The following is an 18,791-nucleotide window of genomic DNA, read 5'->3' as shown; positions in this document are numbered from 1 at the left end:
CCGGCCGGCTGGAAGGACCCATCCATGAACCAGACCCTCACCACCGACACGGTGGAACGTGTCATTCACGCCTCGCCCGAGGACATCTACGCCATCGTCTCGGACATCACCCGGACACCCGAGCTGTCCCCCGAGGTCATCCGGACCCGATGGATCCGCGGCGCCACCGGGCCTGAGGTCGGGGCGCGCTTCCTCGCGGTCAACTCGCTCGGGGGGATCTGGACGTGGCCGAATTTCCCGGTCGTGATCGCCGCGGAGCCCGGCCGCGAGTTCGCGATCAGTCGGACAGAACCGTTCTTCGGCACCCTGGAGTGGCGGTACGAGTTCCTCCCGCAGGGGGCGGGCGCGACGTTGGTCCGGGAGTCCTACACCGTCACCCGACCACTGACGCGCGCGGCCTGGTTCATGATCGAAAAACTGATCGGTAGCACGGACCGGGCCGGGGAACTCCGCTCGGGCATGACGACGACGCTGGGACGGCTTGCTGAGCTCGCCGAACACCCGGTGCCTCCGCCGCAGAGCTGAGGTCCCAATCCGGCCCAGAGCACCCGCCTGGACCTGGCGGATTCGGGTCGGCGGTGGGCCGGTGTCCTCGCCTGGTACTCGCTCATCCACCTGGGACCTGAACAGTTGCCGGATGCCCTGGATGACCTCCGGGCGATCACGCAGCACCACGGCTCACTGCTGATCTCCTTCTTCGCCGGAAGCGAGATTGAGCAGGTGCCGCACCCGGTGGCGCCTGCCTGGTGCTGGCCGCTGTCGGAGATGACCCTGGCACTGGAGCGGGCCGGTTTCGAGGTCACCGACAGCCGATGGGAACCGGGTTCGTTGTACGCGTATGTGGAGGCGCGGGCCACGGTGGAACCGATCTCGCGTTGATCACTCCGGTGCGTTCCCCGACTCCCGCCCCATGAGGAACGGGGTGGTCACTCCCGCATAGGACAGGTGTGTCATCAGGCCCTCGACGGCGTGAGGGAGGTTGTGACGGTGGTGCTGCAAACTCCGGGCGGAGAGCAGCGACGACCCAGTTTCTCATTCCCTGATGGCCGCTGCGTGCCGGCGTTGTCAGGCCGTCTCGAAGACCCGGTTGACGATCACCGCATCCGGGTTCGGTTGCCCGTAAGCAAACATCGTGCCCTGGCCTTTCCACAAGGAGTGCATCGCGTCCATCCCTTTCAGCGTCCGGTAGGCAGACGTCCGGTTTTTGAACGCCCCCTTCGGCCCCAGGATTCGTTTCAACCGGCCATGATCTCCCTCGAGAACGTTGTTGAAGGTATTTCACCTGACGGTGCTCCACTGTCGGTGGGCAGATGCCTTCTTCCTTGAGCTCGGAGATCGCTTTGGCCAGGGAGGGTGCCTTATCTGTATTAATCACCCGCGGGAACCCAGCCGACGCGTTCGACCGCAGGGTCTTGGCCAGGAAACGCTTCGCTGCCGCTACGTTGCGCTTCGGGGAGAGATAGAAGTCCAGGGTATGCCGGCTCTTCACGATCTAGAGTGCGTAGCGGACCGCAGAGCCTGGTTCGGGGTGGCACAACATGTAGGGGTCCTGGCCGGTACAAGATGAGAGTTACGACGCTTTCATCTGACCGAACCAGGACCCTACTGTGCATTCTAGTGGCAACCTCGTGGCCGACACCATCTGCCGAACCGCGGAAATCGGACTGACGATCACCGGTGCTGCCGATGCCGGCACCCTGACCATCATCGACGCCGCACCTGTGGCCGTGGACGATCAGTGCCCGGGCTGCCAGCAGCCCGGGAAGCTACGCGATCACGTCACCCGCCGGCTCGTTGATTTGCCTGTCGTGGGGTTCCCCACCCGCCTGCATGTCCGTGTCCCAAGGTTCACCTGCAGCAATCCAGCGTGCGGCAGGAAGCTCTTCCAGACCTCCTTGAGCTGTGCCGATGACGGTGCGAAGCTCACCCACCGCGTGACCCGCTGGATCCTCCAACGCCTGGCGATTGATCGGATGAGCGTGTCCGCGACCGCCAAGGCCCTCGGTGTGGGCTGGGAGCTGGTTAACCAGATCGCCGTGGACGCCTGCCGCCAGCTTGTCTACGACAACCCCGACCATCTGGATGGCGTCCGGATCCTCGGGGTCGACGAGCACGTCTGGAAACACACCCGACGCCCCGGACAGCCGTCCTCGTTCGTGACGGTCCTGGTGGACCTGACACCGCTGGTGGACGGTCGTGGGCCTGCCCGGCTGCTGGACATGCGGCCGGGGCGCAGCGCCGACGTGCTGCGCACGTGGTTGCAAGAGCGTGAGCCTGAGTTCAGGAGACAAGTGCAGGTAGTGACCATGGACGGCTTCGCCGGCTACGCCACCGCGGTGGATCAGGTGTTGCCCCAGGCAAGGAAGGTGATGGATCCGTTCCACGTCGTGCACCTGGCCGCGGACAAACTCACCGGCTGCCGGCAACGACTCCAACGAGAGACCACCGGCAGACGCGGGCGTAAGGACGATCCGCTGTACAAGTACCGGCGCACCCTGCTGACCAGGACGAACTATCTCACGGAGCGGCAGAAGCAACGGCTGGATCTGTTGTGGGCCACCGACGATGAGTACGTCGCCCTCGAGGTCACGTGGATGTTCTACCAGGACATGATCCAGGCGTACGGGCATCCGCAAAAGTCAGAGGGCAAGAAACTGATGACCAGGGTGATCAATACGTTGCGCAAGGGGCTTCCGCCAGGGTTGGAGGAGCTCGCCCAACTGGGGCGCACATTGTGGCGTCGGCGCGAGGACATCCTGGCCTACTTCGACATCGGGGCATCGAACGGTCCGGTCGAGGCGATCAACGGCAGGCTCGAGCATCTACGCGGAATCGCCCTGGGGTTCAGGAACCTCAACCACTACATCTTGCGGTCACTGATCCACTCCGGACAGCTGCAGGCCAGGATCAACGCACTCTAAATCGTGAAGAGCCGGTATGCCCACCGGCGGTGATCGCACGGTAGAGGTAACACCACTTCCCACCGACCCGGATGTAGGTCTCATCCACCCGCCAGGAACTGGCCTGCCAGTCAGGCACCTGCCCGTACCACCGGGTGTGCTTATCCAGCTCAGGGCCGTATTTCTGGACCCAGCGGTAGATGGTGGTGTGATCGACCGGCACGCCCCGCTGAAGTCATCATCTCTTCGAGGTCGCGATAGCTCACCCCGTAGCGGCAGTACCACCGCACTGCCCACAGAATGATGTCACGGGGGAAGTGACGACCGGAGAAGATACCCATGGTCCTGACTATTTCACGTCGATCTTCCTACTGCCCCCACTGTGCAACAGCACCGTCTTCTTTCACTTGTAGTACGAGGACCGGTTGAGTTTCAGAACCTCGCATAACCGTGTGAGCCGAATGGCTGTTCTTGGCGTCATCAACGAACTGGAAGCGGATCACCAGTTCGTCTCTTCCGCAAAATACTTCGCGGCCTTGCGCAGGATGTCGCGTTCCTCCCGTAGACGGGCGTCTTCCCGTTCCAGCTGGCGGATGCGTTCCGCATCCGCCAGCGATGTGAGTGTCTGCGAGGCGGAATCGGCGCTGGTGTTGGTGATGTTGGTGCGGGCTCCGGTGCCGTATTTGCGGACCCAGATCTGGAGGGTGTTGCGGTTGACGCCGAGTTCTGTGGCGAGGGCGTTGATCGATACGCCAGGTGAGTTCTCGTAGAGGGTGACCGCATCGCGGCGGAACTCCTCGGAGTAGGTCTTGATCGGCATGGTGGCAGGTTACCTTTCTTCCCCGGCAGGAAGCCGGGTTGTCGGGTGTCTACCAAACAGGGGTCAGGTCCGAAGGGTTCCGCGAAGGCATTGGGGTGGAAGACGGTCACCGCAAATCCATGTGGTCATGCCAGGCATGCTTGCGGGCTCTCGACGCTCGGGACCTGCCTTGGTCGGGTTTGGCCAGGGATGGCAGCTCTCGTCTTTCAGCACGTCATCGGAAATAAGTTCCGGACGCTGCCTGGAAGCGCCGTCTAATCCACGACATGCGAAGAACCTCTCCGGGATCGTGTCAGGGAGAGATAGGAGGTGAGCGTGCACGATGGTCGAAGTCGACCTTCGATCAGGACACCCCAGACAAGCTCTTCTCCGAGGCGAGGATGGTCGTCGGCATGCTCGCCCGGGTCCTGCCGAGGACGGCTGCTGATCTGGAGGAGGTGTTGAAGGAGATCCTGGCGGTCACCAATTTCGCGACGGCCGGGTGGATCGTGAGTTGCGGTCGGACAACACGGATGGGCGATTGAACAAGGAGATCGGCCGACGTGACAACGGCTTCGGGTATTCCCAGATCGCGACCGGGGTGATCCGCACCGTGGGGCGGTGCTCGCAGAACAGCTTGAGGACTGGACGCAGCAGCACTGCTACATGTCGGGGTGCGGGAGGACGCCGCAGCGATGAAGACTACCGCTGTTCCCGGGGGCGAGGATGTCAACATTCCAGCCTCGTCTCGGGTGGCTCGCCAGCAGCAACGACAGACTTACTTGCGGGCAGACTGGCAGGAGTGCGTCGCCTGGAGGTGAAGTGGATGCTCGCGCGGTATCTCATCCGTGCGCACGAGCACCCCAAGAAGTCCGAGAGCAAGAAGCTGATAACAACGGGCATCAACACTGTCCGCAAGGGGCTGCCGGCAGGGCAGAGGACGTTGCCCGGTTGGGCCGGACTCTGTAACGACGGCGCGGAGATGTCCGCGCATCCTTCGGGATCTGGACGTACAACGGGCAGCCTGACACCTGCACAGTTTCGCACCGGGTTCCACGATCTGAATCCTGGTCGACTCGCAGTCGCTGATTCGCTCAGGACCGCTGCCGAGCAGGATCAACACAACCTAGATCGCAGAGTGCCGTTGTTTGTGTGTGGAAGGGGTGTGTGACCTGGGGATTTAGTGTTCGGGCGGAACGTCCGTATAGTCATTCTCGTTGCCAGGAACGGTTACCGCAAGGTGGCCGGGTGGGCAACAGGAAACGAATGTTTCCGTCCGGAGTTGACACGGTCAGACCGGATCGGTAAGTTCAATCAAGCTGCTGGACAGCCGGGGCCCGTGAGGGACACGGTGATCGGTGTGCGGATGTTGTGTGAGAACTCAATAGTGTGCCAATGTACTTTTGTTTGTGACTTTGGTTGTGTCGTTCATCGGCCCTTGCTCCCCGTGTTGTGGGGGTGGGGTGGGTGTGTGCCGGGTGGTACCTGTTCATAACGGGTGCCACTGTAAATAATGCGCGCGGTGGTTGTCATCGTGTGAGTTGTTGTGGCGCAGGCATGGTCATGGTCGCTGATAGGAAGTAGGTGGCCCCCGTTTCCTTCCCCGTCAGGGTGGGTGAGGGGTCACAGATTTTTTTAGGTGATCATGGTGTCCCGGACCCTTTTGTGGTTCGGGGTGGCTGTGGTTGTTTTTTGGCAATCAACTGAAACATCATCGCCTTTCGGGGTGGTGGTGTGCTGGTTGTTTGTTTTTGGTTGGGTTTGGGCTTTCTACGCCTGAGACTTTTTCTGAAGTTTTTGTGGAGAGTTTGATCCTGGCTCAGGACGAACGCTGGCGGCGTGCTTAACACATGCAAGTCGAACGGAAAGGCTCCTTCGGGAGTACTCGAGTGGCGAACGGGTGAGTAACACGTGGGTGATCTGCCCTGCACTTCGGGATAAGCCTGGGAAACTGGGTCTAATACCGGATAGGACCTCTCTTTAGTGTGGGGGGTGGAAAGGTTTTTCCGGTGCAGGATGAGCCCGCGGCCTATCAGCTTGTTGGTGGGGTAATGGCCTACCAAGGCGTCGACGGGTAGCCGGCCTGAGAGGGTGGACGGCCACATTGGGACTGAGATACGGCCCAGACTCCTACGGGAGGCAGCAGTGGGGAATATTGCACAATGGGCGGAAGCCTGATGCAGCGACGCCGCGTGGGGGATGACGGCCTTCGGGTTGTAAACCTCTTTCGACAGGGACGAAGTGAAAATGACGGTACCTGTATAAGAAGCACCGGCTAACTACGTGCCAGCAGCCGCGGTAATACGTAGGGTGCGAGCGTTGTCCGGAATTACTGGGCGTAAAGAGCTCGTAGGTGGTTTGTCACGTCGTCTGTGAAATTCCGGGGCTCAACCTCGGGCGTGCAGGCGATACGGGCAATACTTGAGTGCTGTAGGGGAGACTGGAATTCCTGGTGTAGCGGTGAAATGCGCAGATATCAGGAGGAACACCAATGGCGAAGGCAGGTCTCTGGGCAGTTACTGACGCTGAGGAGCGAAAGCATGGGTAGCGAACAGGATTAGATACCCTGGTAGTCCATGCCGTAAACGGTGGGCGCTAGGTGTAGGGGACTTCCACGTCTTCTGTGCCGTAGCTAACGCATTAAGCGCCCCGCCTGGGGAGTACGGCCGCAAGGCTAAAACTCAAAGGAATTGACGGGGGCCCGCACAAGCGGCGGAGCATGTGGATTAATTCGATGCAACGCGAAGAACCTTACCTGGGCTTGACATACACCGGACCGGCGTAGAGATACGTCTTCCCTTGTGGTCGGTGTACAGGTGGTGCATGGTTGTCGTCAGCTCGTGTCGTGAGATGTTGGGTTAAGTCCCGCAACGAGCGCAACCCTTGTCTTATGTTGCCAGCACGTCATGGTGGGGACTCATGAGAGACTGCCGGGGTCAACTCGGAGGAAGGTGGGGACGACGTCAAATCATCATGCCCCTTATGTCCAGGGCTTCACACATGCTACAATGGTCGGTACAGCAGGTCGCCAACTCGCGAGAGTGCGCTAATCCTTCAAAGCCGGCCTCAGTTCGGATTGGGGTCTGCAACTCGACCCCATGAAGTCGGAGTCGCTAGTAATCGCAGATCAGCAACGCTGCGGTGAATACGTTCCCGGGCCTTGTACACACCGCCCGTCACGTCATGAAAGTTGGTAACACCCGAAGCCAGTGGCCCAACCCCTTTGTGGGAGGGAGCTGTCGAAGGTGGGATCGGCGATTGGGACGAAGTCGTAACAAGGTAGCCGTACCGGAAGGTGCGGCTGGATCACCTCCTTTCTAAGGAGCTTGACAGTCGGCGTCGCGGTAGCGGCGTCGCATCCGCTGGTTGGGGTTGCGAATGTCAACCCGCCGGCGAACAGATAATCGGGTGGACGCACACCGTGAGGGTGGGCGAATTTCAGCCGGGGTCACAGACGTTGAAGAGGGTATGTTGGCACGCTGTTGGGTGTCTGGGACAACATTGTTGTTTCGGTGATCATCCATGTTTTCGTCGGTGCCGTGGGTACCGGGGTGCTGCCGGGTCCTCCTTGTGGGGGGTCGGTGGTGTCCCGGTGCGGGTGCCGGTGGGGGTGGGTGGTGTGTTGTGTGAGAACTGTATAGTGGACGCGAGCATCTTTATTTTGTGTGTGCCGTGTGCCTTTGTCCCTGCTTTCGGGTGGGGGAGGGTGTGCGGTGAATGTTTGTGTGAGTGTTAGTTCACCCGCCGGTCGGCCTGTCCCTGTTGTGGGGGTGGGTGGGTCGGTGGAATGTGTTTGTAGTAAGGGCGCATGGTGGATGCCTTGGCATACTGGGCCGATGAAGGACGTGAGAGGCTGCGTTATGCCTCGGGGAGCTGCCAACTGAGCGTTGATCCGAGGATGTCCGAATGGGGAAACCCGGCCACCGTTATGGGTGGTCACCTCACAGTGAATTCATAGCTGTGGTGGAGGTTGACGCGGGGAAGTGAAACATCTCAGTACCCGTAGGAAGAGAAAATAAGGTAATGATTCCGTCAGTAGCGGCGAGCGAACGCGGATGAGGCTAAACCGTGTGTGTGTGATACCCGGCAGGGGTTGCACATGCGGTGTTGTGGGATGCGATGGGGGTGGCCTGCCGGCTGCCCGCACGATGTGCATGTGGTCAGCGGAAGTGGTCTGGGAAGGCCCACCGGAGCGGGTGAGAGTCCCGTACGTGAAGACTGTGTGTGCCGTGTTGTCGTATTCCCGAGTAGCAGCGGGCACGTGAAATCTGCTGTGAATCTGCCGGGACCACCCGGTAAGCCTAAATACCCAGTATGACCGATAGCGGATTAGTACCGTGAGGGAATGGTGAAAAGTACCCCGGGAGGGGAGTGAAATAGTACCTGAAACCATGTGCCTACAATCCGTCAGAGCACCTCTTGTGTGTGATGGCGTGCCTTTGGAAGAATGAGCCTGCGAGTCAGCGGCATGTCGCGAGGTTAACCCGTTGTGGGGTAGCCGTAGCGAAAGCGAATACTAACTAGTGTGATCTAGTGGCATGTCCTGGACCCGAAGCGGGGTGATCTACCCATGGCCAGTGTGAAGCGACGGTAAGACGTCGTGGAGGCGCGAACCCACTTAGGTTGAAAACTGAGGGGATGAGCTGTGGGTAGGGGTGAAAGGCCAATCAAACTCCGTGATAGCTGGTTCTCCCCGAAATGCATTTAGGTGCAGCGTTGCGTGGTGCTTGCCGGAGGTAGAGCTACTGGTTGGTTGAGCGGGACTACAATCTTAGCAATGTCAGCCAAACTCCGAATGCCGGTTAAGTTAGCGCAGCAGTGAGACTGTGGGGGATAAGCTTCATAGTCGAGAGGGAAACAGCCCAGATCGCCGGCTAAGGCCCCTAAGGGTGTACTAAGTGGAAAAGGATGTGGGATCGCGAAGACAGCCAGGAGGTTGGCTTAGAAGCAGCCATCCTTGAAAGAGTGCGTAATAGCTCACTGGTCGAGTGGTCCTGCGCCGACAATGTAATGGGGCTCAAGTACACCGCCGAAGCCGCGGCAACAATCCACATTGGTGGATGTTGGGTAGGGGAGCGTCGTGCACGCGGTGAAGCAGTACCGTGAGGGGCTGTGGAGTGTGTGCGAGTGAGAATGCAGGCATGAGTAACGAATTGGCAAGTGAGAATCTTGCCCGCCGGATGACTAAGGGTTCCTGGGTCAAGTTCGTCTTCCCAGGGTGAGTCGGGACCTAAGGCGAGGCCGACAGGCGTAGTCGATGGACAACGGGTTGATATTCCCGTACCCGTGTATGTGCGCCCATGGTGAATCAGTGATACTAACCACCCATAATCCGTCACCTGTCAGGCTTTGCCTGACGGGGGCGGGGCGTGCGTGGAGCCTGATCTGGTAGTAGCCAAGCGATGGGGTGACGCAGTGGGGTAGCCGTGCCACTTATTGGATTGTGGTGTAAGCGTGTAGCACGAGGGGACAGGCAAATCCGCCCCTCATCAAGGTGTGAGACGTGATGCGTAGCCCTTCGGGGTGATGTCGGTGATCCCGTGCTGTCGAGAAAAGCCTCTAGCGATGGACATACATGGCCCGTACCCCAAACCGACACAGGTAGTCAGGTAGAGAATACTAAGGCGTTCGGGTGAACTGTGGTTAAGGAACTCGGCAAAATGCCCCCGTAACTTCGGGAGAAGGGGGGCCAGCACCGGTGACCGTTCTTGCAACGTGAGCTGGTGGTGGTCGCAGAGAATAGAGGGAAGCGACTGTTTATTAAAAACACAGGTCCGTGCGAAAACGTTTAAGTTGAGGTATACGGACTGACGCCTGCCCGGTGCTGGAAGGTTAAGAGGACCGGTTAGTGACCCTTGCGGTTGCGAAGCTGAGAATTTAAGCCCCAGTAAACGGCGGTGGTAACTATAACCATCCTAAGGTAGCGAAATTCCTTGTCGGGTAAGTTCCGACCTGCACGAATGGCGTAACGACTTCCCTGCTGTCTCAACCACAGGCCCGGTGAAATTGCAGTACGAGTAAAGATGCTCGTTACGCGCGGCAGGACGAAAAGACCCCGGGACCTTCACTATAGCTTGGTATTGGTGTTCGGTTCGGTTTGTGTAGGATAGGTGGGAGACGTTGATCACATGACGCCAGTTGTGTGGGAGTCGTTGTTGAAATACCACTCTGATCGGATTGGATACCTCAACCTTGGCCCATGATCTGGGTCGGGGACAGTGCCTGGTGGGTAGTTTAACTGGGGCGGTTGCCTCCTAAATAGTAACGGAGGCGCCCAAAGGTTCCCTCAGCCTGGTTGGCAATCAGGTGGTGAGTGTAAGTGCACAAGGGAGCTTGACTGTGAGAGTGACAACTCGAGCAGGGACGAAAGTCGGGACTAGTGATCCGGCACCAACTTGTGGATGTGGTGTCGCTCAACGGATAAAAGGTACCCCGGGGATAACAGGCTGATCTTCCCCAAGAGTCCATATCGACGGGATGGTTTGGCACCTCGATGTCGGCTCGTCGCATCCTGGGGCTGGAGTAGGTCCCAAGGGTTGGGCTGTTCGCCCATTAAAGCGGTACGCGAGCTGGGTTTAGAACGTCGTGAGACAGTTCGGTCTCTATCCGCCGCGCGCGTTGAAACTTAAGGAAGGCTGTCCCTAGTACGAGAGGACCGGGACGGACGTACCTCTGGTGTGCCAGTTGTTCCGCCAGGAGCAGGGCTGGTTGGCTACGTACGGAAGGGATAACCGCTGAAAGCATCTAAGCGGGAAGCCTGTTTCGAGATGAGGTTTCTTTTGAGGTTCCCCATAGATGATGGGGTTGATAGGCCGGATCTGGACGCACCGTAAGGTGTGGAGGTGACCGGTACTAATACACCGACAAAAACACATACCATCCCACCTCGTGGGGTGTGTGCAACGCACGTAACACATCAGCAGCACGAAAGACAAAGTGTTGCCCGCGTCCACTATGCAGTGTCTGACACAGCACACCCGTATCACCGGGACACCACCCCCTCTTGTGGGGGGGTTGTTCCGTGGGATGTGTCGGTGGTTGATAGCGGCAGGGAAACGCCCGGTCCCATTCCGAACCCGGAAGCTAAGCCTGCCCGCGCCGATGGTACTGCACCCGGGAGGGTGTGGGAGAGTAGGTTGCCGCCGACACTAATAATTGAACACAACTACATAGCCCCAGCACCCGTCCTCGTGATGGTCGCACCCCCCACCCGTGTGGTGGGGTGTGACGGTCACCGGGGGCGGGTGCTTCGGCATCCCCACCCCCCGGCAGGAGGTCGGGACGCGGCCGGCAGGTTGGCAGTGGGGTGTGTCGTCGGCCCGGCGGACCTGCTGCTGCTGCTGCGTCCGGCTCCGGTGGTGCTGGGACTGTGGTGGGCCGGGTGGCTTGAGGCCGGGGGCCTGGCCGACACCCCCGACACCGGGGCCGGCTTAGCTGTGGGGTGACTCGCTCGGGCATGGTCCACAGCCGACGGCGTGGGGATCGGGCCCGGTACTCGTCGAGACCAGGGTCAGAAGCTCCCGTGGAACAGGCGCCGGGGAACGGTGAATTCTCGGCGCTCGCCCGTGAGGGGGTCATCGAAGGCGAGACCGGTGGACACGAGGTGGAGGGGGCGGGTCATGTCCTCCTCTTCCTCGGTGTGGATGCGGGGATAGATGTTGTCGCCGAGGATGGGTACGCCTGCGGCCCACATGTGCAGCCGGAGTTGGTGGGTGCGGCCGGTCTCCGGCTGCAGAACGTACCGGGCCTGTCGCGGCAGGGGACCGTGGACGGACTCGAGGGCGGAGTGCTCGGCGGGGGTGAGGGGGACGACCTCGAGAAGAAGGGTGCTTGCGTTGGGTTCACCCTCGACGATGCGCCCCTGGATCTCCCCGGGCACCTTCTCCATGCGCGAACGCCAGAGGGTGCCCGGACGCAATGACGGGTCATGGGCAGCGATGGCCTCGTAGGTCTTCTCGACGAGGCGTTCAGCGAAGAGCTGCTGGTAGGCGCCGCGGACCTCGCGACGCAGGGTGCACAGCAGTACGCCGGAGGTGATGCGGTCAAGGCGGTGGGCGGGGACGAGCTCCGGGGCATCGAGCGCGCGCCGGAGACGGACGGTCAGGGTCTCGGTGATGTGCTTGCCCCGCGGCATGGTCGCCAGGAATGGTGGTTTGTCCGCGACCAGGAGATCGTCATCGCGGTGCAGGATGCCGATCTCGTAGGGTACGGGTGTCTCCGGCGCCGGCATGCGGTAGAAGAAGACGTCCTCGCCGGGCGAGACCGGCGAAGTGAAGGAGAAGGGGCGACCGCGTCGGTCGACGACCTGCTGGGCGGCGAAACGGGCGTGGAGGGCGGCGGCGTCGTCAAGCGGATGGCGGTGACGTTGCGTGGCGATGAGGTGGCCCACGAACTCGCCGACGGAGATCTCCGCGAAGTCCTCCGGCAGGCGCGCGCGGGTGGCGGTCAGCCCGTCCCGGACGGGCAGGGGCGATCGCTGACCCCGGGAGTTCTGTACTAATCTGTCATTCATGAACTTTGACGCTCTCCTCAACCAGGCCATCTCTTTCTCCTCCGAAGGAATCGGCGCGTTTCTGCGTAATATCGCGGAGAACCTGTACGCCCTGCTGTACCCGGCGAACTCGGACCCGGCGAGCCCGGTCGAGATCCCCGCCTAGCTGCCGGTCCGCCGACCTTCGGAAAGTGGGTGAGACCAGCCTATCCTGTCCTGCGCGGTGTTCTGGGACTGGTTGTAACAACCCACGGAAGCCGGTCATGAACCGCTACAATCGATGGTGACCGCAAAATCTTATCCGCATGAAGGAAAGGCGCACGAGATGACTCAGGAAGATATCGTCGTCGTAGCAGTTGACGGCTCCCCGGCCTCCCATAACGCAGTTCGTTGGGCAGCCAACACCGCGAACAAGCGTGGCATCCCGCTGCGACTGGCATCCTCGTACACGATGCCGCAGTTCCTCTACGCGGAGGGCATGGTCCCGCCGCAGGAGCTTTTCGATGACCTGCAGGCAGAGACCATGGAGAAGATCGACGAGGCCCGTGCCGTCGCGCATGAGGTCGCTCCTGAGATCAAAATCGGCCACACCATCGCTGAAGGCTCCCCGATTGACATGCTGCTGGACATGTCTCACGACGTCACCATGATTGTCATGGGCTCCCGCGGTCTCGGCGGTCTGTCCGGCATGGTGATGGGTTCGGTCTCCGCTGCAGTCGTCTCCCACGCTTCCTGCCCGGTTGTCGTCGTCCGCGAGGACAACCAGCTCGATGAGGCCGCCAAGTACGGTCCGGTTGTCGTCGGTGTCGATGGTTCCGATGTCTCCGAGAAGGCCACGGAGATCGCCTTCGCCGAGGCAGACGCCCGCGGTGCCGAACTTGTCGCGGTCCACACCTGGATGGACATGCAGGTCCAGGCCTCCCTGGCCGGCCTTTCCGCTGCGCAGCAGCAGTGGGAGGTCGTCGAGCGTGAGCAGATCGACATGCTCGCTGAGCGCCTCGCCCCGATGGTGGAGAAGTATCCCAACGTGGAGGTCCGCAAGGTGATCACCCGTGATCGCCCGGTCCGCGCCTTGGTGGAGAACTCCGAGGGCGCCCAGCTGCTCATCGTCGGCTCCCACGGCCGGGGCGGCTTCAAGGGGATGCTCCTGGGCTCCACGTCCCGCGCCCTCCTGCAGTCCGCTCCCTGTCCGATGATGGTGGTTCGCCCGGATACCGTGTAGCTGCTGAGGATATTCTGAGCGAAAAACGCCCCGCACCGAGTCAACCGGTGCGGGGTGTTCGTTGTTTTGTGTGGTTTTCTGTTGCGAATATTTGAGTTCTTACCTGCAACGATCCCGTTACGGTCCGCCTTCCGGGATGCATGCGGGCGCATCGCATGGCAGACTAGACATGTATGCGGTTGCGTGAATCACATTAACGATAATCGTTTCCGCATGAAAATAGCTGCAATTCATCAACAAACTTAAGGAGAACACAATGCTTGGACTCGGAATTCTCGGTTGGGTCATCATCGGTGGTCTCGCAGGTTGGATCGCCTCGAAGATCAAGGGCCGCGATGGGCAGATGGGTATCCTGATGAATATCGTCGTGGGTATCGTCGGCGGCCTGCTGGGCGGTTTCCTGCTCAGCCTCTTTGGCGTCGACACCGCAGGTGCGGGCATCATCTTCAGCTTCCTGACCTGTCTGGTGGGTGCTGTCATTCTGTTGACCATCGTCAACGCGGTCACCAGCCGCCGCAGTTAGTTTCTCCCGGACCACGCCCGCCGCTCCCAGATCGGGAGGGCGGGTTATTTTCATGCCCTGACCCTGGGGGACTGTTAAAAGACGTACCGGTTTGTCTATATTGTGTAGGAGACATTGTTTAGGAGAGATCGTCTCCTAGTTGCAGACAACCTCTGGAAGGATCGGGTACGTCAGTGGCCGCAGGCACCGTGAGGAAAAAGACGACAACCACCCGTCGTCGTAATCGGCCGAGTCCACGGCAGCGTCTGCTGGATTCGGCAACAAATCTGTTCACCACAGAAGGCATCAGGGTCATCGGCATCGACCGCATTCTGCGGGAGGCGGACGTGGCCAAGGCGTCCCTCTATTCCCTGTTCGGTTCCAAGGATGCCCTCGTCATCGCCTACCTGGAGAACCTTGATGAGCAGTACCGTTCCCAGTGGGTGGAGTACACGAAGGATATGACGGACGCGGAGGACAAGATCCTCGCCTTCTTCGATATCGCCATCGCCGAGGAGCCGGGCAAGGACTTCCGGGGATCGCACTTCCAGAACGCCTCCAACGAGTATCCGCGCCCCGAAACCGAGTCCGAGCTGGGCATCGTCGCCGCCTGTCAGGAGCACCGCCACTGGATGCACAGGACCATGACGGACCTGCTCACCGCCAAGAACGGCTATCCTTCGGCCACGCAGGCCAATCAGCTGCTCATCTTCCTCGACGGCGGCCTGGCCGGCGCCCGGTTTGTCCGGGACGTCACCCCTCTGCAGACCGCCCGGGATCTGGCGCGCCAGATGCTGTCGGCTCCGCCTGCGGACTACTCGATTTAGCCTGCTTCCGCGCCGCCCGCTCCGCGCGGCGCTTCGCCAGGCGTTCCTTCTGCAACGCTGAGGACGCCGCACGCCTTTCCTTCGAGAGGGCCTTCCTCTCGGCCTTCGCGGCGGCAGCTGCGGCCTGGCGGGCGGCCTTCTCCGCGTTCAGATCGCGCCGGATCTCCGGGATCCGCCACGGCTTCAGGGCGCCGACTGCTTTTCGACGCCGCACGTCCCACTTCCGCATCCTCTTCTCCCTGTCCGTGGCCAGGGCGACGGCGCGGCGTTCGCGGGAGAACTCCTCGAAGGACTCGTGCAGGGGGACCTTCCGGTAGACGAGCGGGTAGAGGATGAGCGTCTGGACCAGAGTCCACAGGTTGTTTGCGAACCAGTAGAGAATGATGGCCACCGGCAGCGGGCCGTTCAAGGCGAGCGTGACCAGCAGGATGGGGATGAGCACGGTCATGAGGATGAGGAACCTGTTGACGGCCCGAGCCGCCCCGGAGTCCCAGTCCATGGTCTTCGCGTTCCGGGTAATCGAGGCGATCATGTTGCCGGTGGTGAACACGACCGCGCCGATGAGGAACGGCAGGATGAAGCTGCGGACGTCGGCACTGGTGGTGCCGAGTTGGCTGAGCATCTCCTCCGGCATCGCCACATACGCCGGCAGGGGGATGCCGTTGACCGAGGAACGCAGGAATGCCTGGATCTCGTCCGCGTTGAGGAGTCCGATCCGTGTCTCCGGCGCCACCTCGAGCCCCGTTGAGGGGCGGGCCATGCGCAGGAGCACCTGGTAGAGGCCCAGGAACACCGGGATCTGGATCAGTGTGGGGAGGCAACCCGCCGAGACCTTGTATCCGTAGCTTTCCCGCAGGTCCTTCGACTTCCGCTCGAACTCGGCGACGGATTCCCTGTCGGTCCGGGTGGCGTACTCCTCCTTGAGGGCCGCCTGCTCGGGGCGCATGGCCACACCGATGCGGGCGGACTTCGCCTGCGCCCAGAAGAGTGGGATGAGCAGCAGGCGCACGGTGAGCACCAGGCCGAAGATGGAGATCAGCCATGCGGCCGAGTCGTCCATCCCGAACACCGAGCGCATCAGGATGTGCCAGAGCTTCAGGACTCCGGAAACCGGATAAATGAATGGTTCGAGCACGGCGGGATCCACCAACCTTTAAGAGACGTGCGATCAAGGCTAGACTGATTCAGCCCTAGTCGATCCTAGCGTTTCCAGGAGTTTTTCCCGCATGAGTCATCAGGAAGCAACAGGGCGCGGACGTATCAGTGTCACTCAGGTGCTCGGTGAGCTCCTGCTCACGGTGGGCGTGGTCATCCTGCTGTTCGCCTTCTACGAGTCCTACTGGACCAACATCGCCGCCGGCCGGCTCCAGGACGAGAAGGCCAGCGCGTTGGAGGACAGCTGGGGTGAGTCGACGAATTCCGGGCGGGTCAATCCGCGTCAGCGACTGACCCCGGAGCTTGGTGAGGCTTTCGCCCGGATGTACATCCCGTCCTTCGGTTCGGACTTCCGCTTCGCCATCGTCGAGGGCACCGACGACAGTGATCTCGTCGCGGGGCCGGGCCGCTACGTGGAGTCGCAGCTGCCGGGCCAGGCGGGAAACTTCGCCGTCGCCGGCCACCGCGTAGGCAAGGGCGCACCCTTCAATGACCTGGGCAATCTGCAGGTATGCGACGCTATCGTCGTCGAGACGCAGGCAGAGTGGATCACCTACCGGGTCCTGCCCATCGACGCCGAGGGTGACGCCCGCCGCGCCGAGGCCGCCGGGTGCCTCACCCCGGAGCAGGTTGAACGGGTCTCCACCGGTGAGTACGCCGGGGTCCGGGGACGGCACATCACGCTGCCGGGCGACATCCAGGTGATCAACCCGGTGCCGGGCCAGCCCACCGTGGGGGCGGATCCCGGGCTGGAGGGCATCATCACACTCACGACCTGCCATCCGCAGTTCTCGAATGCGGAGCGCATGATCGTCCACGCCATGGAGGTCGAGTCGACCCCGAAGATCGCCGGTACACGTCCGGCAGTACTGGAGGAGAGCTAGATGTACGGACCGTTGTGGCGGGCCCTTCCGGGGCCCTGGCCGGTGAAGCTCATCCTGCTCCTGGTCCTCCTGGCTGCGGTGTTCCTGCTGCTCATGGAGGTCGTCTTCCCCTGGGTGTCCACGATGATGCCCTACAACGACGTGGCGGTCTAGAGCTCCAGTCGGCCGATGACCTCCTTGGCCACCTGCTCGGCCTTGAGGGACTGATCCTGGTTGCTGAACACCACGACCGCCCGGTCATCCTTCTGCACGGCGTAGAGCGCACCGTTGCGCCCGGGCACCATGCCGGCGCCTGCGCGGCCTCCGGACCAGCCTTCGGGTTCCTCGGCGGGTTCGGTCGTGTCGATGGGGGCGGCCCAGTCGACGACCGCGATCGCTGACTCCGCGTCCGGCATGTCCCGGACGATGACCGTCAGGTGCGGCTCCTCGGGGTAGGACCAGAAGACGCAGGCAGGGGTGTCGAAGCGGGGGTCCACACCCACCCCCAGGGTGCGCTGTCCGTTGGTGTCGGACACCCAGTCGGTGTCCAGATAGGGGCACTCATCCCAGCTCTCCCGACCACCGGGAACTTCGGGCAGGGCATCGTGTGGCAGGCCGGAGTCGGCGACGATGACCTCCGGCGCCGTGGGTTCACCGGCCGGGGTTGCGGGTTCCTCTGTGGAGGTCGAGCAACCGACGAGCAGTGTGGCGGTGACAACGGAGACGGCGAGAACGCTCGGTAGGCTCAGACGCATGGAGACCAGCTTAGATCCCCGGGCGGGCGTCGATAAGCTCCGGCGCACCCGGGCACCTGATGAGGACGCGCTCGCCGACGGCGTCCACATCCTCACCACCATCCTGCTCATTGCCGCGCTGGTGTCCTCGGTGAACCTGCCGTTCGGGGAGGCGGCGCTCAACCTCCTGCTCTGCTCCGGCTTCGCGGTGCTCTACTTCTACGGCACCACCCTGCAGCCGGAATGGCGGGAGGGCACCAGCCTGGCCTGGCTGGCCGGCCTGACCCTGCTGTGGGCGCTGGCGATGATCATCTCGCCGGTGAGCATCTACCTCCTGTTCCCCCTGTTCTTCCTCTACCTGCGGGTGATGGATGACGCCCGCGGGGTCGTCGCGGTCCTGGCGGCGATGGCGGCCTCCGTGCTCACCCAGGTTCCCCAGGGCCTCACGATCGGCGGGGTGATGGGCCCGGCCGTGTCCGCGGCGGTGGTGCTCGCCATCCACTATGCGTTCCGTGCGCTGGTCCGTATCAGCCGGGAACGTGAGGAACTCATCGTCCAGCTCATCGCCACCCGTACCCAGCTCGCGGAGACGGAACGTGCGGCCGGTGTCGCGGAGGAGCGTCAACGCCTGGCCCACGAGATCCACGACACGGTGGCGCAGGGGCTGTCGAGCATCCAGATGCTCCTTCATTCGGCTGAACGGGACCTGGGGAATCTCGGGCTGACGGAGGAACAGCTGGCCGGGCCGATCCGCTTCATCGGGCTCGCACGCACCACGGCCAAGGACAATCTCGGGGAGGCCCGCGCGATGATCGCCGCCCTCCAGCCGGCGTCGTTGTCGGAGACCTCGCTGGAGAGTGCGCTCGAGCGCATGGCGTCCGGCTTCGCCGCGGCCGGCGAACTGGACATCGGGGTCAGCGTTGAGGGGCACGGGCATCAGCTGCCCATGCGCACCGAGGCGGCGCTGCTGCGGATTGCGCAGGGGGCGGTCGGTAACGTCGCGAAGCACGCCCGGGCCACGCGCTGCCGCGTGACGGTGACCTACGAACCCGACGAGGTGCGTCTCGACGTCGTGGACAACGGGAGCGGATTCGACCCCTCGGAGGTCAACGAACGGCCGGCAGGGCTCGGCCACATCGGCCTGGACGCGATGCGCCGACGCGCTGCGGAACAGGGGGGAAGCCTCGAGGTGGAGTCCACGCCCGGGTACGGTACGGCCGTGTCCGTGGCAATCCCGCTGCCGGAGGACACCACCCCGGGGGTTACACTCGATCCAGCCCCAACTTCAGGGATCTGAC

General features: G+C 62.0%; 15 protein-coding genes, 3 rRNA genes and 3 pseudogenes. 15 read left to right on the top strand and 6 right to left on the bottom strand.

Annotated features, from left to right (window positions below; all coding sequences use genetic code 11):
• The first annotated feature begins 24 nt into the window (after window positions 1-24).
• Window positions 25-525 (top strand): SRPBCC family protein, encoded by a 501-nt coding sequence (locus CETAM_RS12660; protein ID WP_156229177.1) that lies wholly within the window; start codon window positions 25-27, stop codon window positions 523-525.
• A 105-nt stretch (window positions 526-630) separates the two neighbouring features.
• Complete coding sequence (locus CETAM_RS12655) at window positions 631-879, top strand: hypothetical protein (protein WP_156229176.1); 249 nt, start codon at window positions 631-633, stop codon at window positions 877-879.
• 186 nt (window positions 880-1,065) lie between these two features.
• Here CETAM_RS12655 and CETAM_RS12650 read toward each other — a convergent pair.
• A pseudogene (locus CETAM_RS12650) lies at window positions 1,066-1,492 on the bottom strand (DDE-type integrase/transposase/recombinase); the annotation flags it as partial.
• 115 nt (window positions 1,493-1,607) lie between these two features.
• Between CETAM_RS12650 and CETAM_RS12645 the strand changes: the two are divergent.
• Window positions 1,608-2,921: an ISL3 family transposase gene (locus CETAM_RS12645; protein WP_156228636.1), complete on the top strand. Its 1,314-nt coding sequence runs from the start codon at window positions 1,608-1,610 to the stop codon at window positions 2,919-2,921.
• 13 nt (window positions 2,922-2,934) lie between these two features.
• On the opposite strand, the pseudogene CETAM_RS12640 reads toward CETAM_RS12645, so the two are convergent.
• Together CETAM_RS12640 and CETAM_RS12635 are read right to left on the bottom strand one after the other, a co-directional pair.
• A pseudogene (locus tag CETAM_RS12640) lies at window positions 2,935-3,241 on the bottom strand (IS6 family transposase); the annotation flags it as partial.
• A 65-nt stretch (window positions 3,242-3,306) separates the two neighbouring features.
• A pseudogene (locus CETAM_RS12635) lies at window positions 3,307-3,720 on the bottom strand (transposase); the annotation flags it as partial.
• 266 nt (window positions 3,721-3,986) lie between these two features.
• On the opposite strand from CETAM_RS12635, the gene CETAM_RS12630 reads away from it, so the two are divergent.
• The 5 genes from CETAM_RS12630 to CETAM_RS12610 all read left to right on the top strand — a co-directional run bounded on the left by CETAM_RS12630 (window position 3,987) and on the right by CETAM_RS12610 (window position 11,144).
• Window positions 3,987-4,244, top strand: a complete 258-nt coding sequence (locus CETAM_RS12630; protein ID WP_156229175.1) for a hypothetical protein — start codon at window positions 3,987-3,989, stop codon at window positions 4,242-4,244.
• A gap of 1,251 nt (window positions 4,245-5,495) precedes the next feature.
• Window positions 5,496-7,016 (top strand): 16S ribosomal RNA (locus CETAM_RS12625).
• 471 nt (window positions 7,017-7,487) lie between these two features.
• A 23S ribosomal RNA gene (locus CETAM_RS12620) occupies window positions 7,488-10,575 on the top strand.
• Window positions 10,576-10,729: 154 nt separating this feature from the next.
• A 5S ribosomal RNA gene (gene rrf / locus CETAM_RS12615) occupies window positions 10,730-10,847 on the top strand.
• Together the 16S, 23S and 5S rRNA genes form the textbook arrangement of a ribosomal RNA operon.
• 153 nt (window positions 10,848-11,000) lie before the next feature.
• Window positions 11,001-11,144: a hypothetical protein gene (locus CETAM_RS12610; protein WP_156229174.1), complete on the top strand. Its 144-nt coding sequence runs from the start codon at window positions 11,001-11,003 to the stop codon at window positions 11,142-11,144.
• 65 nt (window positions 11,145-11,209) lie between these two features.
• On the opposite strand, the gene CETAM_RS12605 is transcribed toward CETAM_RS12610, so the two are convergent.
• Window positions 11,210-12,241, bottom strand: coding sequence for a pseudouridine synthase (locus tag CETAM_RS12605; RefSeq protein ID WP_407923935.1), 1,032 nt, complete (start codon window positions 12,239-12,241; stop codon window positions 11,210-11,212).
• On the opposite strand from CETAM_RS12605, the gene CETAM_RS13760 reads away from it, so the two are divergent.
• The 4 genes from CETAM_RS13760 (at window position 12,210) to CETAM_RS12590 (ending at window position 14,741) form a co-directional block, all read left to right on the top strand.
• Window positions 12,210-12,356 carry a hypothetical protein gene (locus CETAM_RS13760; protein WP_197085752.1) on the top strand — a complete coding sequence of 49 codons (147 nt, stop codon included), beginning with the start codon at window positions 12,210-12,212 and terminating at the stop codon, window positions 12,354-12,356. The genes CETAM_RS12605 and CETAM_RS13760 overlap by 32 nt on opposite strands.
• Window positions 12,357-12,515: 159 nt before the next feature.
• Window positions 12,516-13,412 (top strand): universal stress protein, encoded by an 897-nt coding sequence (locus CETAM_RS12600; protein ID WP_156229172.1) that lies wholly within the window; start codon window positions 12,516-12,518, stop codon window positions 13,410-13,412.
• A gap of 256 nt (window positions 13,413-13,668) precedes the next feature.
• A complete protein-coding gene (locus CETAM_RS12595) occupies window positions 13,669-13,935 on the top strand; it encodes a GlsB/YeaQ/YmgE family stress response membrane protein (RefSeq protein ID WP_156229171.1) in 267 nt (88 codons plus the stop codon).
• A 173-nt stretch (window positions 13,936-14,108) separates the two neighbouring features.
• Window positions 14,109-14,741 (top strand): TetR/AcrR family transcriptional regulator, encoded by a 633-nt coding sequence (locus tag CETAM_RS12590; protein WP_156229170.1) that lies wholly within the window; start codon window positions 14,109-14,111, stop codon window positions 14,739-14,741.
• Here CETAM_RS12590 and yidC read toward each other — a convergent pair.
• Window positions 14,668-15,876: a membrane protein insertase YidC gene (gene yidC / locus CETAM_RS12585; RefSeq protein ID WP_197085751.1), complete on the bottom strand. Its 1,209-nt coding sequence runs from the start codon at window positions 15,874-15,876 to the stop codon at window positions 14,668-14,670. The genes CETAM_RS12590 and yidC overlap by 74 nt on opposite strands.
• Before the next feature lie 91 nt (window positions 15,877-15,967).
• Between yidC and CETAM_RS12580 the strand changes: the two genes are divergently transcribed.
• Entirely contained in the window at window positions 15,968-16,780 is an 813-nt protein-coding gene (locus CETAM_RS12580) for a class E sortase (RefSeq protein WP_156229168.1), read from the top strand.
• Window positions 16,781-16,933, top strand: coding sequence for a hypothetical protein (locus CETAM_RS13755; protein ID WP_197085750.1), 153 nt, complete (start codon window positions 16,781-16,783; stop codon window positions 16,931-16,933).
• Here the strand turns inward: CETAM_RS13755 and CETAM_RS12575 are convergent.
• Window positions 16,930-17,514 carry a DUF2020 domain-containing protein gene (locus CETAM_RS12575; protein ID WP_156229167.1) on the bottom strand — a complete coding sequence of 195 codons (585 nt, stop codon included), beginning with the start codon at window positions 17,512-17,514 and terminating at the stop codon, window positions 16,930-16,932. The genes CETAM_RS13755 and CETAM_RS12575 overlap by 4 nt on opposite strands.
• On the opposite strand from CETAM_RS12575, the gene CETAM_RS12570 reads away from it, so the two are divergent.
• On the top strand, window positions 17,513-18,790 hold the full coding sequence (locus CETAM_RS12570; protein ID WP_156229166.1) for a sensor histidine kinase: 1,278 nt from the start codon (window positions 17,513-17,515) through the stop codon (window positions 18,788-18,790). The two genes, CETAM_RS12575 and CETAM_RS12570, sit on opposite strands and share 2 nt — an antisense overlap.
• Window position 18,791 lies beyond the last annotated feature (1 nt).

The sequence above is a fragment of the Corynebacterium comes genome (assembly GCF_009734405.1).
GTDB lineage: Bacteria > Actinomycetota > Actinomycetes > Mycobacteriales > Mycobacteriaceae > Corynebacterium > Corynebacterium comes.
The sequence above is the reverse complement of the archived record's forward strand: the minus strand, read 5'-3'. Positions and strand labels throughout refer to the sequence as shown.

What these genes read in the sequence shown, in the direction of transcription:
- CETAM_RS12575 (WP_156229167.1), bottom strand. Translation starts at nt 17,514, where the DNA reads ATGCGTCTGAGCCTACCGAGCGTTCTCGCCGTCTCCGTTGTCACCGCC.
- CETAM_RS12660 (WP_156229177.1), top strand. Translation starts at nt 25, where the DNA reads ATGAACCAGACCCTCACCACCGACACGGTGGAACGTGTCATTCACGCC.
- CETAM_RS13755 (WP_197085750.1), top strand. Translation starts at nt 16,781, where the DNA reads ATGTACGGACCGTTGTGGCGGGCCCTTCCGGGGCCCTGGCCGGTGAAG.
- CETAM_RS13760 (WP_197085752.1), top strand. Translation starts at nt 12,210, where the DNA reads ATGAACTTTGACGCTCTCCTCAACCAGGCCATCTCTTTCTCCTCCGAA.
- CETAM_RS12595 (WP_156229171.1), top strand. Translation starts at nt 13,669, where the DNA reads ATGCTTGGACTCGGAATTCTCGGTTGGGTCATCATCGGTGGTCTCGCA.
- CETAM_RS12630 (WP_156229175.1), top strand. Translation starts at nt 3,987, where the DNA reads ATGCGAAGAACCTCTCCGGGATCGTGTCAGGGAGAGATAGGAGGTGAG.
- CETAM_RS12570 (WP_156229166.1), top strand. Translation starts at nt 17,513, where the DNA reads ATGGAGACCAGCTTAGATCCCCGGGCGGGCGTCGATAAGCTCCGGCGC.
- CETAM_RS12600 (WP_156229172.1), top strand. Translation starts at nt 12,516, where the DNA reads ATGACTCAGGAAGATATCGTCGTCGTAGCAGTTGACGGCTCCCCGGCC.
- CETAM_RS12580 (WP_156229168.1), top strand. Translation starts at nt 15,968, where the DNA reads ATGAGTCATCAGGAAGCAACAGGGCGCGGACGTATCAGTGTCACTCAG.
- CETAM_RS12605 (WP_407923935.1), bottom strand. Translation starts at nt 12,241, where the DNA reads ATGGCCTGGTTGAGGAGAGCGTCAAAGTTCATGAATGACAGATTAGTA.